We start from the raw sequence: 16,806 nt of genomic DNA, 5'->3' as shown, positions 1-16,806 counted from the left end.
AATATTATAGTATACAAGTACAATTGTCAATAAATTCATCTTATTAAAACCTTTACATCTACTATCTTAATACCTGTAGAATCATTTATTAGCTTTATTATTTTTGATTTCCGCAAAGAAAGGCTATACAAAATGCCTGAATTCTTAACTTCAACATATAATATTTTATTATCCCTCAGATTTAATAATTTCACACTCTCTGAAAATTCGCCAAATATCATTTTCCAATTTTGAGAAAGTAATAAACTAGCATTCAGATTTTCATTAGAAATAATATCTGAGTTTAGATACTTCTTAAGTATATTTCCTGCTTTTTTAAAGTTCAAATTTTCCATTTTTAACTTTATATACTATAAAATTATTATCTCTTTTAAAATCATAGCAGTCATCTAAAAATGTAAAAAAGCACTGAGAACTCTTTGGCAAAACATCAAATACTCTCTCTCTTCTTCTTTTATCTAATTCCAAAAATACATCATCAAAAAGCAAAATTGGTGCTATTCCATTTTTTTTATAAAACATAAGAACCTGCACAAGTCTATAAATCAAAGATAGTATCCTATTCTGACCCGTTGAAGAATGATTTGTAAAAACCCTATCGCCATTTAGTACTTCATATAAATCTCTGTGTGGTCCTATTAAAGTATTCCTTTCAACAAGCTCATTTTTCTCATTCAAAAGTAAAGTTTTTAGGAATTCACTTCTCTCATTACATTTAACGGAAGGCATATATTTAATTTTCAAACTGTAAGAAACATCAAAAATTAGTGAATAATAGTGTTGAAAAATTTCATAAAAGTGCTTTATAAATTTTTCTCTCATTTTTGTTATCTCAAGAGCATAGTCAATAAAGGTCTCATTATAAACTTTCAGCAAATTTCTGTCTCCTTGTCTTAAAATTAAGTTTCTTTGTTTTACAATTTTTCGATACTTTCTAAGAGAATCTAAATAACTTAAAGAAATAAGACTTATTGCTTGGTCAAAAAACCATCTCTTCTTAGAAGGAGTTCCTACAATAAAATCAATATCATAATTTGAAAAAACAATTGCTGGAATATTTAATATCAACTCTTTCCTGTCTTTTATAATACTATTGTTAACTTTTATTTCTTTTTTTCCATTTATAAGTGATATATTAATTTCTCCTTCATTTCCTTTAGTACTATAAAAGCATTTTAAATAAAATTCTTTCTCGCCATATTTGATAAGCTCTTTATCAGTATTAACCAAAAATGAAGATGCAAAAGCAAGATAATAAATAGCATCAAGAATATTAGTTTTACCTGATCCGTTCTCTCCACAAAAATAGACATTGTCATAATTAAAATTGATAACCTGATTCTCTATATTTTTAAAATTACAAAGCTCAATTTTATTTATCATCTTATCATAAAATGTTAATTTAGAGTCATGGGCATTATTAAATGCATAAAGTCATCATTGCCAGGTTCACTTAGTTTTAATACATCTCCTTGACTGAATTTTATTTCTAACTTTGAATTATCAAATGCACTAATTGCCTCAGAAAGGTAAGCGCCATTAATAGCTATGACCTCTTTATTTCCTTCATATTCGTAATTAGGTACTTGTACGAAGAATTCTCCTCTTCTCCCTGTAATCAAATCTTCTGCAACAAGTCTTAGTTGATCAACCAAAAAGTTTAAAATCACCTTTTTGGACCTTTTATCTGTATAGGAACTCACTCTTGAAAGCCTATCCTTTAATATACTAATTTCAGTTAAACATTTATTTTGTTGTTCTTTTGGTACGATACTTTCATAATCAGGATAATTTCCACTTATAAGGCTGCATGCTATTTTATAGTTATTAAATTCAACATAAAATTTTTTATCCGAAACTTTAACTTTTACCATGCCTTCTCCCGTTATCATTTGTCTTAATAGATTAAACATCTTTACAGGGACTATAAAATTAATATCTTCTTCAGCTATTAATTCTGTTTTGTATATAGACATTCTATGTCCATTTGTTGCAACAAATATTATTCTAGATTCTTTTTCCTTTGTAATGTAGACTCCATTTAAAACATTTTTAGATTCGTCTAATGATGCTGCAAATGAAACTTTATTTATAATTTTCTTGAATTCATTTTGACTTATTTCAACCGTAAAGTTGTAAATTTCTCCATTTATCTCACAATTATAGCTCTCAACTTCATCATTAGAAAAAGTTGGTTCGCTTAAATGATCATTTATCTCGTTATTGTCACTTTTTCCGGATTCTCCAATTATACTTAGTTTGTTTTCATTTTCTTCAAATGTTATTCTTAGTTCATTGTATAGGTTTAGAGCCTTTACTGCATCAGAGAAATTTGAAGCATTTATTAATACCTTGAAATTTTCTACTGAGACAATAGGAATAGTACTTTCAAAGAATATATTCCTGTCTGTTGATTTTATTTTAAGATTAGAGTTTTTTATTTCAAGTAATATTGAACTCCAAATATCGTTTATGTTTCTGTTTATGATTATGCTTTTTGCTTTGTCAATTTCATTAGAAATTTGTTCTGTATCGCATAGTATAAATTTTTCATCCAAACTTTCACCCTCCTTAATTATTATATTATTATTTCCCTATTTTTATAAGTTTAGTATTTTTGCAATTTTTTTCTTTTATATTTGTTAGTAGTTGTGTTAATAGAGTATTGTCGAATTGTCTAATTCGTCATATTTATATTTTTTAAAAAGAATAATATCTGTCTAATTGTCTGTCTAATTATCTGTTTTTTTTGTCGAATTATTTGTTTAACTTGTTCAAAAGTATTTTACTTTTTATATATTTTATTAGCTTTTGTTGATTTTGTTCATAAGTTCTATGATTAAATTGTTAATTTCTAGGTCGTTATTTCTTTCTTTATCAATCTTATTTATTGAGTAAAGCACTGTTGAGTGAGTTTTCCCTCCAATGATTTTTCCTATTTCAATTGTTGAAAGTTCTGTAAAATTCCTCAGAAGATATGCATAAATGTGCCTTGCTTTTGTAATTTCTGGCTTTTTACTTTTTCCTTCAATATCTTTATTTGTGAGTTTTAATTCTCTTAGTATAACTTTTTTTATGTTTTCAGTATTTATTTTGTTATGTGTATTTGCATCATCCCTTTCATAAACTATTATTTCTTTAATTATTTTGTCTACTATGTTAGTGTCAATTTCTATATTTTCAAGGTCTATGTGTGCTTTTAATTTTGTTACCGCCGCTTCTAAATCTCTTATATTTGTTGTTACTTTTCTAGCAACTAAGTTTAGAATATCTTTTGAAACTTTGATGCCATCCTCTTCTGCTTTTTTTTCTATAATAGCTACTCTTAGCTCAAAATTAGGCTTTGATATATCTACATTCAGTCCTCTTGTAAATCTACTTTTTAATCTATCTGTAAAGTTTGTGAGTTCTGAGGGCTGCCTGTCGCATGTAAATACCATTTGTTTGTTTTCTTCGTAAAGAGCATTAAATGTATGGAAAAGTTCTTCCTGTATCCCTTCTTTTTTTTGTAGGTCATGAATATCATCTATTAAAAGCATATCTAAGTATCGATATTTCTTTTTAAATTTTTTTGTTTCGTTTGTTTTTATACTTTCTACGAATTCATTTAAAAAGTTCTCAGCGGTTACATACAGTATTTTTAGTTCTTTATGTAATTCTTCTGTTTTGTTTCCTATGCTTTGAAGTAAATGCGTTTTCCCGAGGCCAACTCCACCATAAATTAAGCATGGATTGTATTTTTTCCCAGGATTTTTTGCAATTGATAAGCTTGCATTATATGCAAGCTTATTATTTGGTCCTATGATGAAATTTTCAAATAAATACTTTTTTTTTAGAAATGGATTTTTATATTTTTTATGAATTTCTTCTTGTATTATATATTTATTTGTATTTTCTGTTATGTTTTTAATGTAGCTTTTATTGGTTTCTCTTTTTTTATATAAACCTTGTTGTGTTGAAATCTTGTCTAATGCAATATTTTTATATTCTAAATTCTTATTGTTAGGTTCATTTTTTTGATTTGTAAATTCGATGTTAATTTTTCTGTAACCTTTCTCAACTAAGATTTCTTTTATTCTTTTAGAGAATCTTTTTTCTACTTGATTTTTATGGAAAGAATTTGGAGTAGATATTTGTATATTTTCGTTGACTGTATTTATAAAGTATAAATTTTCAAACCATATGTAAAATTCTTCTTCAGATATTTCTTTTTTTATTTCTGCTATAATTAAACTCCATATATTTTTTCCTTCTTGCATTCTTTGTCCTCGTTGATTTTGGTGATTCTAAGCACATCCTTGTTGATTTTGGTGATGTATATATAGTATATAGTATAATGATTAACTAAAACATTGTCTGGATGATTTGTAGATTTTAAAATTTTATTAAGGATAAAGCAAACTAAATATGTTTTATGTTATTTAATAGATATTATCTTGTTTTTAATGTAAAATTTGGTTATATCATAATTTATGATTAATTGTGTGGAAGGTTTATGAATTATGTTGCTAGTAATATTCAAGTTTTAAAGGGACTTGAAGCTGTTAGGAAAAGGCCTGGGATGTATATTGGATCTGTTTCAATTAGTGGACTACATCACTTGGTTTATGAAGTAGTTGATAATAGCATTGACGAGGCTTTAGCTGGATTTTGTGATAAAATAGAAGTTGTTATCAATCCCGATAATTCTATAACAGTAAGTGATAATGGAAGAGGAATTCCTACAGATATTCATGAAGAAGAAGGAATTAGCGCTCTTGAACTTGTTCTGACTAAGCTACACTCTGGGGGAAAATTTAATAAGGGTACTTATAAGGTTTCTGGAGGACTTCATGGTGTAGGTATTTCAGTTGTTAATGCTTTATCGTCTTTTTTAGAGGTTTTTGTACGAAGAGATGGTAAGGTTTTTAGACAGACTTTTTCAAGAGGTGTGCCAACATCTGGGGTTGAGATTGTTGGAGAAAGTTTTTCTAGGGGCACTAAAGTTACTTTTTTAGCAGATCATGAAGTTTTTGAAACTTTGAACTACAACTTTGAAGCTCTTTCAAAGAGGCTTAAAGAACTTGCATTTTTAAATGATAAAATACGAATTTCAATTGAAGATAAAAGAGCAGGAGAAGAGAAATTTAAAGAATTTTATTTTGAAGGTGGAATAAAGGCTTTTGTAGATTATTTAACAAATAATATTAAAAGTATTCAAAGTGAACCTTATTTTATTGAAGGGTCTCTTGATGATGTTATTGTTGATGTTGGACTTAAATGGACAGAGGGATATTCTGACAATGTTTTATCTTTTGTCAACAACATTAATACTAGAGAGGGAGGAACTCATGTTGCTGGATATAAGAGTGGTCTTTTTAAAGCAATGAATGATGCTTTTAAAAGGGCAAAGATAAGTAAAAAAGACGTTCCCATCCTTACATTAGATGATTTTAAAGAAGGGTTAACGGCAGTAGTCTCTATTAAAATACCTGAACCTCAATTTGAAGGGCAAACTAAGGGAAAACTAGGTAACTCTTATGTTAAAAAAATTGTTGAAACTATTGTATATGATGGACTTTTGAAGATTATTAACGATAATTCTTTAGAAATGGAAATTATTTTTAATAAGGCAATAAGGGCAGCTCGTGCACGTGAAGCGGCAAGAAAAGCAAGAGAATCTGAAAGGAAAAAAAGTACGTTTGAGAGTTTAGCTTTACCTGGAAAATTAGCAGATTGTTCTTCTAAGAATCCTGTTGAGAGAGAAATTTATATTGTAGAAGGAGATTCTGCGGGGGGAAGTGCAAAAATGGGGAGAGACAGATTTTTTCAAGCTATTTTACCTTTATGGGGGAAAATGCTTAATGTTGAGAAAACAAGAGAAGATAAAGTTATTACAAATGATAAACTTATTCCAATAATAGCTTCTCTTGGAGCTGGTGTTGGGAAGACTTTTTGTATTGAAAGGTTGCGTTATCATAAGGTTATTATTATGGCTGATGCTGATGTTGATGGTTCTCATATTAGGACTCTGCTTCTTACTTTTTTCTTTCGTTATATGAGGACTTTAGTTGAAAATAAGCATGTGTATATAGCTATGCCACCTCTTTATAAGGTTAAATTTGATGGCAGAGTGCATTATTTTTATGATGACTTGGAAAAAGAATCTTTTTTAGAATCCATTCAGAGTGAAAAGAAAGACAAGGTTATTATTCAAAGATATAAAGGTCTTGGGGAGATGAACCCTACTCAACTTTGGGAAACTACTATGAATCCTACGACAAGAAAGATGAAATTAATAGAGGTAGAGGAAGCTATGCAGGCAGAGAGAATTTTTGTTACTCTTATGGGAGATGATGTTGAACCTAGGAGAAAGTTTATTGAACAAAATGCACTTGATGTAGTAAATCTGGATGTGTAATTGGAGCAGGGATGTCATCTAAAGAGAATGTTGAACAAATATTAAATATTAAAATAGAGGATGAAGTTAGAACATCTTATTTAAATTATGCAATGTCTGTAATTGTTTCAAGAGCTCTTCCTGACGTAAGGGATGGGCTTAAGCCTGTGCACAGAAGAATTCTTTATTCTATGCATGAAATGGGGCTTAGATCAGATAAATCATTTAAAAAAGCAGGGAGGATCGTTGGTGATGTTCTTGGTAAATATCATCCTCATGGAGATCAATCGATTTATGAGGCACTTGTGAGACTTGCTCAGGATTTTTCTCTAAGATATCCTGTAATAAGTGGACAGGGAAATTTTGGATCTATTGATGGTGATCCTCCTGCTGCTATGCGGTATACTGAAGCACGAATGGCAAAAATAGCAGAAGAGCTTGTTAAAGATATAGATAAGCAAACTGTTGATTTTAAGCCTAATTATGACGATTCTTTAAGTGAACCTGAGGTTCTGCCGACTGCTTTTCCTTTTTTATTGGTAAACGGATCTAGTGGAATCGCTGTTGGAATGGCTACAAATATGGCTCCACATAATTTAAGTGAAATTTGTGCTGCTTTGATTTACATGTTGGATCATGATAATATATCTGTTTATGATTTAATTGGGATAGTTAAAGGACCAGATTTTCCAACTTCTGCGGAAATTATTTATAGTGATAGCTTAGTTAAGGCTTATACAACAGGTAAAGGAAGCGTTGTTGTTCGAGCCAAATATCATATTGAGAAAAAACCAGAGGATATTACTTTTATTATAGTGACAGAAATACCTTATGCTGTTAATAAATCTTCCCTACTTATGAAAATTGCGTTTTTATTAAAAGAAGAAAAATTAGAGGGTATTTCTGATATAAGGGATGAATCAGATCGCGATGGAATTAGGATTGTACTTGAGGTTAAGAGAGGATTTGATCCTCTTATTGTTATGAATTTACTTTATGAATATACTGAACTTAGGAAAAATTTCAGCATAAATAATTTGGCTCTTGTTGATGGAATTCCGAGACAATTGAATTTAGAGGAACTTTTATCTGAATTTATTAAGCATAGAAAGGAAATTGTTAGAAGACGGGTGGAATTTGATTTAAAGAAAGCAAGAGAAAAGGCTCATGTTCTTGAGGGATTAAATGTAGCTTTAAAAAATATTGATAAAGTAATAGAAATAATAAAGTTTTCTAGGGTTATAAAGGAGGCTAAGGAGTGTATTATTAAGGAGTTTAGTTTATCAGAGATTCAATCTAATGCTATTCTTGATATGAAGTTACAAAGGTTAACATCTCTTGAAATAGAAAGAATTGAAGAAGAGTTTAAACTTATCTTAGCTTTGATAAAGGATTATGAAGATATTCTTTTAAATCCAAAAAGAATTGTTGACATTATAAGGGAAGAGGTGATTAATTTAGGTTTAAAATTTGGCGATAAGCGCCGAACAAAAATAATTTATGATGAGGAGGTTTTAAAAACAAGTATGGCAGATTTAATGCAGAAAGAAAACGTTATTGTTATTCTTACAAAGAAAGGTTTTATTAAGAGAATCTTACAGGATGAATATAAACTTCAAGGTATAGGTGGTAAAGGTCTTAGCTCTTTTGATTTGCAAGATGGAGATCAAGTTAATATTTCTTTGTGTGTAAGTACTCATGACTTTTTATTTATGATTTCAAATGAGGGAAAACTTTATGTAATTAATGCATATGAGATTAAGGATACTTCTAGATCTTCAAAGGGACAAAATATACGTGAACTTGTTAATTTGGGAGAAACAGAAGAAATATTAACCATAAAAAATTGCAATGAGTTAACAGAGAATAATTATTTGTTAATAACAACTGCTAGTGGAAAAGTAGCTCGTATTGAAATGGAAGGACTTAAAACAATTAAGGCAAGAGGAGTTATTATTATTAGGCTTGTTGATAAAGATTTCGTTACAAGTGCTGAGATTGTTTCTAAAGATGAGAAAATTATTTGTATTTCTAAGCGAGGGAACTCTTTTATATTTAATTCAAATGATATTAGACTTACACATAGGGGAACTCAGGGTGTATCTGGCATGAAGGTTAAAGAAGGTGATGTTTGCATTAAGTCTTTAGTTCATAGGCAAGGATCTTATCTTTTAATTGTTTCTGAAAATGGATATGGAAAGAGATTAAATATATCTAAATTAACTGAGCTTAAAAGAGGAGCTACTGGTTACACTAGCTATAAAAAATCAGATGAGAAAGCAGGTGAAGTTGTTGATGCTATTACAGTAATGCAGGGAGATGAAATATTCCTTATAAGTAGGAGTTCAAAGATTTTAAGAACATCGGCAGATAAAATATCTGAGCAAGGTAAAGATGCTAGAGGAATTCAGGTATTGTCTCTTGATGAGGATAAGTTAGTATCTGTTTCAAAATTTATTAAATGATAAGTTAATATTAACTGTATTTTTAGAATGTTCCAGGGAACATTCTTTTTTTTGTTAATTGATATTTATGTAAAGTAATTTTATAAAACTTCGTGGTGTTTTTAATAATATTATAATAGATAGATTTTATTTAAAAATAATGAGAAAAATATTTAGGCTTTATGTCTTCTATTTCTAATTATAAAATGTCTTTTAATAGTTAGAAAATAAAATTTTAGTACAATTTTATTGTGTTATATCCTTTTTAAGATTGAAAATAGTTTTTTATTTATCTCATCTAATTTAGTATCTTCTAATGCTTGTATTAGTAATTCTGTTATTTTTGCAATCCCTTCAGATTTGGTAGTGTTTTATTAGATTTGGTTTTGGTGTTTTTTATGATTTGCATTTTTTCATAGATGGATCAATAATTTTAAAGATTTTATTTTTTACTAAAGATTTTTTTTAAAAATAAGTAAGATGGAATTTTTGCAATTTATTAGGGCAATATATTTTATTACATTACAAATTGTTTAGGAATATTTGATAAGGAATTTATATCTCTGAATATTAATGAATAAGTTTTGTCCTTTTTGAATCCCATGCTCTGCTATATTAGTCAATTATTGATTGCTTTCAAGTAGTTTTTATAGTTATTTTTAATATCCTTTCAATTTTTGTATATTCTTTGTTGAATATATTAAGATCTCATACTGCTTCGTCTTTAAGAATTCAGCTATTACTTTTTTAATTGTCATATTTAAAATTCTTAATTTTGGTAATAGTTAATTATTGTTTTATAATTTTTGACCCTTAAATCTATTAATGTCCCTAGGTCATTTGACATTTTTATTCTTCAATTTTACAAATTATTTCTTTTGTAAGTTTTAAAAAGCCTCAAGATGTATTGTCTTCTTTGTTACACATATGTGCTGGTTATTTTTCCTTCTTTTGATTTATATATACTTATATTTTTCTTATTTTAGCATTTAAAGAAGTTTTAAAATATTTTTTAATTTTCTTTATTCTTATTTCTAACGGTAACGGTATTTATAAAAATAACAGTAATCTTTTTAGCTTTTCTTTATTTGCTAAGATACTTATTTTATCTAATATATGATTAGTTCCTTTAAAAGCAAAAGTTCTGTTTCTATTTGTATTGAAACTTTCAAAAAGAGTATTTATTGTTAGTATTGAGGTAGCATAGGATATCCATAAGGATAAAATCATAGTTGTCTTTTTATATTTCATGAGAAAATTTTTTAAAACTTTTCCCTTGTGATTCCATTTTTTAATTTCTTTTCAAGCAATGTTAAGTTTAAAACTTGAGTGAATTTTATTTAAATTAAAATTTTGAATAAATTGAATTTTTTGTTTTTTTAAATAAGCTTATAACTTAAATTTGATTCCTTACTCTTCTTTTTTAAGTTTTTAGTATACCATGTGTTTCTTTACAGATCAATAATCTATTAAAAAAAATATTAAGAAGAGGTGCCTTTCCATTGAATAAGCAATGTTTAGTTCCTATTTGTTTTAAGAATGCCTACTACTCTTTTAATTAATAATAGAAATTATTTTCATAAAAATTTTATCTTGTTGTAATTGTGGAGCATGAAATATATAAAATTTTATTAGAGTAATGAAATGAATTACAAATAAAAATAATTAAATTAAAGAATTTTCTTTTAAAAATAGTAAAATATCTGCTTTATTTTTTTGATTAAATGTTATTGTAGTATTTATTTTTTCTAAAAAACTTGCATCTGTAATTTTAATTCCTATTCTTTTTTTTATTCTTATAAGTAAGATATATTGATTATAGTTTAAATTTAGATTTAAAGTTTCCATTTCTTCTTTTTCTATTAATTTTGATTTATTTATTAATTCTCCTGCTGACTTGTAATATGCTTTGATTAGACTTCCTTTTCCAAGTAGAGTTCCTCCAAAATAGCGTATTGTGATTATTAGGGTGTCTGTTAAATTATTATTTAATATGGCATCTAGTGTAGGTTTTCCTGCTGTTAAATGTGGTTCTTTGTCGTCACTCATTCCATTTATAAAAGAAATTGAATTGCCTATTCTAAAGCCATATACAACATGCGATGCATTTTTAAATTTTAATCTATATTCTCTTAATATTTTATTTATTTCTTCTTTTTTCTCTACATGAAAAATATATGATAGAAAGATGGATTTCTTTACTTCAATTTTTGAGTGGATACTTTCTTTAGGAGTTAGCATTATATAATTTATAATATATCATATTTTTTATGTTGAAGTATTTTTAATTTATGTATATTATTAATAGTAATTGTTTTTAGTAAGTACTGAAATCAAGTTTTTGAGGCGTAGAAATGATATCAGGATTGAATCCTACATTAAGGTTATTTAAGGACCATAGGATACTTTATTCTAATATGGAAAGAGGTTTAAAACCGCTTTTAGAAGTTGACAATTTTATTAATAAGTATATTCAGAATAAGGAAGGTTTAGAGATATATGATAAAGTTGTGGGCAAGGCTGCTGCTATTATTATATATAATATTGGACTTCAAAATGTTCAAGCTGGTGTTATTTCTCAACCAGCAAAGGACTTTTTGGAAAGTAGGGGAATAAGAGTAACTTTTAAAAAATTGGTAGAGCGAATAAATGATAAGGCTGAAAATTTGATTGAAAGCTTAGAAAATCCAGAAGAAGTATATAAGTATATGATAAAAAGTGGAATTATTATGAATAACTTTTAATTAAGTTCACTTATTAGCTGATTTAGAGTATACAGAAAGGATTAACATTATATTATACGCTAATATTATTAAGCTACCCCAACTTAAATAAAAGTTGGTTTTTTCATAATCGAAAATCCACATACCCGCGTAAACTCCTAAAAAGCCTCCAATTGATGAAGTAAATATAAGTAGATTAGGTTCAATTTTATGTTTAATAATTTGGTTTTTTCCATTTTGAATACTTTCTTTTTCTGAAAATTTACTATCAAAAAAAACCATAACAAGTCCAACAAGAGTAATGCACAAAAAATAAATTATAAACATTTTTCTAATGAGCTTAAACATAAAACTTACCACCTTTGAATTTTTCAGTTGCCAATATTACCCAATAGCATAAATATAAATATAACATAAAATAAGCATTTTCTCATATAAATATATAATATTGAATATTTAATAAATTTAATATAATTAATTTTTGTATAATGTTTCTTTAAATGATAAAGTATAATTTTAAAAATTAATAAATTAAATAACTTTTTATAATATTAAGCTTAATATAATTGAGTAGTTATATTTGTTAATTTTAATATAAGGGAGATTGTGTGTTATATATTGTTGGAACACCCATAGGTAATTTAGGAGATATTACTTATCGTGCTATTAACATTTTTAAATTGGTGGATGTTATATTTGCTGAGGATACGAGAATTACTAAAAGACTTTTGTCTCATTATGGTATTGTTAAAAAGTTAATTTCTTGTAATGCAGTAACAGAAGGTAGGAAAATAGAATTATTATTGGAGTATTTATCTAGTGAAAAAAGTGTAGCTTTTCTTAGCGATGCAGGTACACCTTGTCTGAGTGATCCTGGTGGATTACTTGTTGATGCAGCATTGAAAAATGGGTATAGAGTTTCCCCTATTCCAGGAGTCAGCTCTTTTAATACAATTATTAGCGTAAATCCTTTTAAGGATAAGGTTATAGTATTTGAAGGATTTTTGCCAACTAAGGGAGTTAAAAGGGTGAAGAGGATTGAAGAACTTTATAGTAGAGGCGATGCATTTGTGATTCTTGAATCCTGTCATAGAATTTTAAAATTGTTATTTGAAATTTCTTTAGTTAATTTAAATGCCCATGTTCTTGTTGGACGTGAGATGACAAAAGTATATGAAGAATATAAAGTAGGTAAGCCTTTAGAATTAAAAAAATATTTTGAAGAGAATAAGAAAGTTAAAGGAGAGTTTACAGTTTTAGTGAGTAGGAAAATTAAGGGTTAAATTTATAGTCTTTCTGTTTAATAATTGGTACTATGGCAAGAAATAAGGAAAGGGAAATTTATAAGTGTTTAAATTGTGGATATAAATCTTTTAAATGGCTAGGTAAATGTCCTGAATGTTTAAGTTGGGAAAGTTTACAATCTTACACCGAAGTGAAATCTAGTTTTGTAAAAAATGTAGGTCATGTGAAAAATGAGATTTATTCTTTGAAGGAGTTTAAGCAAGTTGATAAAATTAGACATATGACAGGAATTGAAGAGTTTGATAGAGTTCTTGGTCATGGGATTGTGATTGGTAGTGCAATTTTAATAGTAGGAGAGCCTGGAATTGGAAAGTCAACTTTATTGCTTCAAATTTCTAATCTTATCTCACTAGCTAGTAAAAATGTACTTTATCTTGCGGGGGAAGAGTCAATATCACAAATTAAATTAAGATCAAATAGACTTAAACTTTTTATTGATATTTTGATAACTAACGAGGTCAATGTTGATTCTTTGATTGAAATGGTTAAAGGTATTAAGCTTGACTTTATTGTTGTTGATTCTATTCAAACTTTGCACTCAGAAGAGGTTCAAGGTGGACTTGGAGGAGTATCTCAATTAAAACATTGTGTTTATAAGCTTGTGGAATGGGCAAAAAGGAAAGATATAACTTTATTTTTAGTAGGTCATATTACAAAGGATGGCATTTTGGCAGGGCCAAAGATAATAGAGCATATGGTAGATGGTGTTTTTTATTTTGAAGAGGCAGAAAAATCTTTGCGAATGCTTAGAGCAACTAAAAATAGATTTGGTTCTATTAATGAAATAGGTATTTTCGAAATGACAAGTTTAGGGCTAAATGAAATTAAAGATCCTTCTTCTGTTTTTTTGGAAAAAAAAGAAAGTATATCTTCGGGGATTGCTGTTGGAATTATTAATAAAGGAAGTAGAGTTTTATTTGTTGAGATACAGGCTTTAATTACAAAGACAGGTATGAATATTTCTAGAATTTTTTCAGAAAAGATAGATTCTAAAAAAATATCAAGAATATTGGCAGTTCTTAGTAAATATTTGAATCTAAATTTTAATAATGATGATGTATATGTTAATGTATCTGGTGGTCTTAGAATTGATGATATAGAAATTGAACTTGCTATTTTGGTTGCATTGTTTTCAGCTAAGACAGACATTATCATAAATCAGGAATTTATTTTTACAGGTGAAGTTTCACTTTCAGGAGAAATTAAATCATCTTCTAATGTTGAAAATAAGGTAATAGCCTCTCGTAAAGCGGGATTTAAAATTCTTTTAGGTGGAAATGTAAGGGGGAATTGTTATGATGGATATGAAGGTATTAATAGGGTTTTAGATATCATTAAGAAGTTAGTGAGAGAAACTAAAAGAGAAAAAAGAAAGGATAATATATTCAAAAATCTTGATATAAAAAAATAAATTTAAAGTATTGACAAAGATTAATGTATGTTATAAAGTAATAAGAGTTAAAATTAGGAATTGGAAGAGAAGAGAAGGGAAGAGTTAAGTAAGGTTTTAAAAACCAAATATAATAACCTGTTAATTTTAAAGTAAAAAAATAAAAATAACGAAGAGTTTGATCCTGGCTTAGAACTAACGCTGGCAGTGCGTCTTAAGCATGCAAGTCAAACGGGATGTAGTAATACATTCAGTGGCGAACGGGTGAGTAACGCGTGGATAATCTACCTATGAGATGGGGATAACTATTAGAAATAGTAGCTAATACCGAATAAGGTCAATTAAGATGTTAGTTGATGAAAGGAAGCCTTTAAAGCTTCGCTTGTAGATGAGTCTGCGTCTTATTAGCTAGTTGGTGGGGTAAAGGCCTACCAAGGCTATGATAAGTAACCGGCCTGAGAGGGTGAACGGTCACACTGGAACTGAGATACGGTCCAGACTCCTACGGGAGGCAGCAGCTAAGAATCTTCCGCAATGGGCGAAAGCCTGACGGAGCGACACTGCGTGAATGATGAAGGTCGAAAGATTGTAAAGTTCTTTTATAAATGAGGAATAAGCTTTGTAGGAAATGACAGAGTGATGACGTTAATTTATGAATAAGCCCCGGCTAATTACGTGCCAGCAGCCGCGGTAATACGTAAGGGGCAAGCGTTGTTCGGGATTATTGGGCGTAAAGGGTGAGTAGGCGGATATACAAGTCTAACGTAAAATACCACAGCTCAACTGTGGAACTATGTTGGAAACTGTATATCTAGAGTCTGATAGGGGAAGTTAGAATTCCTGGTGTAAGGGTGGAATCTGTTGATATCAGGAAGAATACCAGAGGCGAAGGCGAACTTCTAGGTCAAGACTGACGCTGAGTCACGAAAGCGTAGGGAGCAAACAGGATTAGATACCCTGGTAGTCTACGCTGTAAACGATGCACACTTGGTGTTAACTGAAAAGTTGGTACCGAAGCTAACGTGTTAAGTGTGCCGCCTGGGGAGTATGCTCGCAAGAGTGAAACTCAAAGGAATTGACGGGGGCCCGCACAAGCGGTGGAGCATGTGGTTTAATTCGATGATACGCGAGAAACCTTACCAGGGCTTGACATATATAGGATATGGTTAGAGATAACTATTCCCCGTTTGGGGTCTATATACAGGTGCTGCATGGTTGTCGTCAGCTCGTGCTGTGAGGTGTTGGGTTAAGTCCCGCAACGAGCGCAACCCTTATTGTCTGTTACCAGCATGTAAAGATGGGGACTCAGATGAGACTGCCGGTGATAAGCCGGAGGAAGGTGAGGATGACGTCAAATCATCATGGCCCTTATGTCCTGGGCTACACACGTGCTACAATGGCCTGTACAAAGCGACGCGAAGCAGTGATGTGAAGCAAAACGCATAAAGCAGGTCTCAGTCCAGATTGAAGTCTGCAACTCGACTTCATGAAGTTGGAATCGCTAGTAATCGTATATCAGAATGATACGGTGAATACGTTCTCGGGCCTTGTACACACCGCCCGTCACACCACCCGAGTTGAGGATACCCGAAGCTATTATTCTAACCTGTAAAGGAGGAAGGTATCTAAGGTATGTTTAGTGAGGGGGGTGAAGTCGTAACAAGGTAGCCGTACTGGAAAGTGCGGCTGGATCACCTCCTTTCTAAGAGAAAGAATTTAATTAAATAAGTATTCGTTTAACTCTTCCCTTGTCTTTTGGGGGGTTTAGCTCAGTTGGCTAGAGCATCGGCTTTGCAAGCCGAGGGTCAAGGGTTCGAATCCCTTAACCTCCATTTATGTTGTGATGGAGGTTAGTTCTTTTAAGAGCTTATAATAATTAATATTCCTAAAAAAGTGAAGAAGAATTTTATTCTAATTTGAATTGTTTAATAATATAAATGTTTTATTGAATGATGGGAGTTTTATTTATAGCACAAACAATGAAAAATCCGAAAGTGTGATAGTTATTTTTGTCTTTTTGTTTTATTTAGTTTGATGCTGAGGGTACCACTTATATTTTTATCAGTAGTAAGTTTTGGTTTTGTAGATGTTTAGTGAATAATGATATAAGGTAGTTAGAAAATTTAGGCAAGTTTTTTAGATTTTTGCTATTGTTTCACCAATAAGCTTAGCAAAAAATGCGTGCAATAATCTTGTACTGAATATTTGTCTTACTTTTTGCTTTTTAATTATTTTATTTAAGCTATTTTAAGGTTTTATGGGCATGCTTTTGGTTAATCTATTCTATAAATATCTAAGAGCAGAGGCTATTAGATTTACTATCTTAGATAAGATTAAAACACTTTATGAGATAATATCTTTTAAACATGAAATTTTTGTACAATATAATATGTAACTAGGATTGAATGCTTATGGTATGCGCTTGTTTGGAAAAGTTACTTAACTTATTGGTTATTTTTAAAAATATTAATTTTTTTGGACATTAAATTATTTTAATTCTTCTGTAATTTTTGCTGAAGTTATAAGAAGTCCCTTCTTCTTAAATTTAAGATATCAAATATTTGT

General features: G+C 29.3%; 11 protein-coding genes, 1 tRNA gene and 1 rRNA gene. 7 read left to right on the top strand and 6 right to left on the bottom strand.

Annotated elements, in window-relative coordinates:
* Positions 1 to 35: 35 nt before the first annotated feature.
* From F0310_RS02145 to dnaA, 4 genes are all read right to left on the bottom strand, one after another.
* Positions 36 to 335: a DciA family protein gene (locus tag F0310_RS02145; RefSeq protein WP_182117319.1), complete on the bottom strand. Its 300-nt coding sequence runs from the start codon at positions 333 to 335 to the stop codon at positions 36 to 38.
* On the bottom strand, positions 316 to 1,383 hold the full coding sequence (gene recF / locus F0310_RS02140) for a DNA replication/repair protein RecF (protein ID WP_182117318.1): 1,068 nt from the start codon (positions 1,381 to 1,383) through the stop codon (positions 316 to 318). The genes F0310_RS02145 and recF overlap by 20 nt, the downstream gene beginning before the upstream one ends.
* 14 nt (positions 1,384 to 1,397) lie before the next feature.
* Positions 1,398 to 2,558, bottom strand: coding sequence for a DNA polymerase III subunit beta (dnaN, locus tag F0310_RS02135; protein ID WP_182117317.1), 1,161 nt, complete (start codon positions 2,556 to 2,558; stop codon positions 1,398 to 1,400).
* Positions 2,559 to 2,804: 246 nt separating this feature from the next.
* Positions 2,805 to 4,259, bottom strand: a complete 1,455-nt coding sequence (gene dnaA / locus F0310_RS02130; RefSeq protein ID WP_182117316.1) for a chromosomal replication initiator protein DnaA — start codon at positions 4,257 to 4,259, stop codon at positions 2,805 to 2,807.
* A gap of 236 nt (positions 4,260 to 4,495) precedes the next feature.
* On the opposite strand from dnaA, the gene gyrB reads away from it, so the two are divergent.
* Both gyrB and gyrA read left to right on the top strand, forming a co-directional pair.
* A complete protein-coding gene (gyrB, locus tag F0310_RS02125) occupies positions 4,496 to 6,400 on the top strand; it encodes a DNA topoisomerase (ATP-hydrolyzing) subunit B (RefSeq protein WP_182117315.1) in 1,905 nt (634 codons plus the stop codon).
* Between the two features lie 11 nt (positions 6,401 to 6,411).
* The gene (gyrA, locus tag F0310_RS02120; RefSeq protein WP_182117314.1) at positions 6,412 to 8,844 is read left to right on the top strand and encodes a DNA topoisomerase (ATP-hydrolyzing) subunit A; all 2,433 of its coding nucleotides are present in this window, start codon (positions 6,412 to 6,414) and stop codon (positions 8,842 to 8,844) included.
* 1,644 nt (positions 8,845 to 10,488) lie between these two features.
* Here the strand turns inward: gyrA and F0310_RS02115 are convergent.
* On the bottom strand, positions 10,489 to 11,067 hold the full coding sequence (locus tag F0310_RS02115; RefSeq protein WP_182117698.1) for a YigZ family protein: 579 nt from the start codon (positions 11,065 to 11,067) through the stop codon (positions 10,489 to 10,491).
* Between the two features lie 110 nt (positions 11,068 to 11,177).
* On the opposite strand from F0310_RS02115, the gene F0310_RS02110 reads away from it, so the two are divergent.
* Positions 11,178 to 11,567, top strand: coding sequence for a DUF1893 domain-containing protein (locus tag F0310_RS02110; RefSeq protein ID WP_182117313.1), 390 nt, complete (start codon positions 11,178 to 11,180; stop codon positions 11,565 to 11,567).
* Positions 11,568 to 11,573: 6 nt separating this feature from the next.
* Here the strand turns inward: F0310_RS02110 and F0310_RS02105 are convergent, their stop codons facing one another.
* Positions 11,574 to 11,894 (bottom strand): hypothetical protein, encoded by a 321-nt coding sequence (locus tag F0310_RS02105; protein ID WP_182117312.1) that lies wholly within the window; start codon positions 11,892 to 11,894, stop codon positions 11,574 to 11,576.
* 260 nt (positions 11,895 to 12,154) lie between these two features.
* On the opposite strand from F0310_RS02105, the gene rsmI reads away from it, so the two are divergent.
* The 4 genes from rsmI (at position 12,155) to F0310_RS02085 (ending at position 16,073) form a co-directional block, all read left to right on the top strand.
* Complete coding sequence (gene rsmI, locus F0310_RS02100; protein WP_182117311.1) at positions 12,155 to 12,829, top strand: 16S rRNA (cytidine(1402)-2'-O)-methyltransferase; 675 nt, start codon at positions 12,155 to 12,157, stop codon at positions 12,827 to 12,829.
* 32 nt (positions 12,830 to 12,861) lie between these two features.
* Positions 12,862 to 14,262 carry a DNA repair protein RadA gene (gene radA / locus F0310_RS02095; protein ID WP_182117310.1) on the top strand — a complete coding sequence of 467 codons (1,401 nt, stop codon included), beginning with the start codon at positions 12,862 to 12,864 and terminating at the stop codon, positions 14,260 to 14,262.
* 145 nt (positions 14,263 to 14,407) lie between these two features.
* A 16S ribosomal RNA gene (locus F0310_RS02090) occupies positions 14,408 to 15,943 on the top strand.
* 56 nt (positions 15,944 to 15,999) lie between these two features.
* Positions 16,000 to 16,073, top strand: a tRNA-Ala gene (locus F0310_RS02085).
* The last annotated feature ends 733 nt before the right edge of the window (positions 16,074 to 16,806 follow it).

Source organism: Borrelia sp. A-FGy1 (genome assembly GCF_014084025.1).
Lineage (GTDB): Bacteria > Spirochaetota > Spirochaetia > Borreliales > Borreliaceae > Borrelia.
This window is presented reverse-complemented; position numbering and strand designations above follow the sequence as displayed.

Bases quoted from the DNA above. Each gene is read 5' to 3' on its own strand.
- F0310_RS02145 (WP_182117319.1), bottom strand. From the start codon at position 335: ATGGAAAATTTGAACTTTAAAAAAGCAGGAAATATACTTAAGAAGTAT.
- recF (WP_182117318.1), bottom strand. From the start codon at position 1,383: ATGATAAATAAAATTGAGCTTTGTAATTTTAAAAATATAGAGAATCAG.
- dnaA (WP_182117316.1), bottom strand. From the start codon at position 4,259: ATGCAAGAAGGAAAAAATATATGGAGTTTAATTATAGCAGAAATAAAA.
- gyrB (WP_182117315.1), top strand. From the start codon at position 4,496: ATGAATTATGTTGCTAGTAATATTCAAGTTTTAAAGGGACTTGAAGCT.
- gyrA (WP_182117314.1), top strand. From the start codon at position 6,412: ATGTCATCTAAAGAGAATGTTGAACAAATATTAAATATTAAAATAGAG.
- F0310_RS02110 (WP_182117313.1), top strand. From the start codon at position 11,178: ATGATATCAGGATTGAATCCTACATTAAGGTTATTTAAGGACCATAGG.
- F0310_RS02105 (WP_182117312.1), bottom strand. From the start codon at position 11,894: ATGTTTAAGCTCATTAGAAAAATGTTTATAATTTATTTTTTGTGCATT.
- radA (WP_182117310.1), top strand. From the start codon at position 12,862: ATGGCAAGAAATAAGGAAAGGGAAATTTATAAGTGTTTAAATTGTGGA.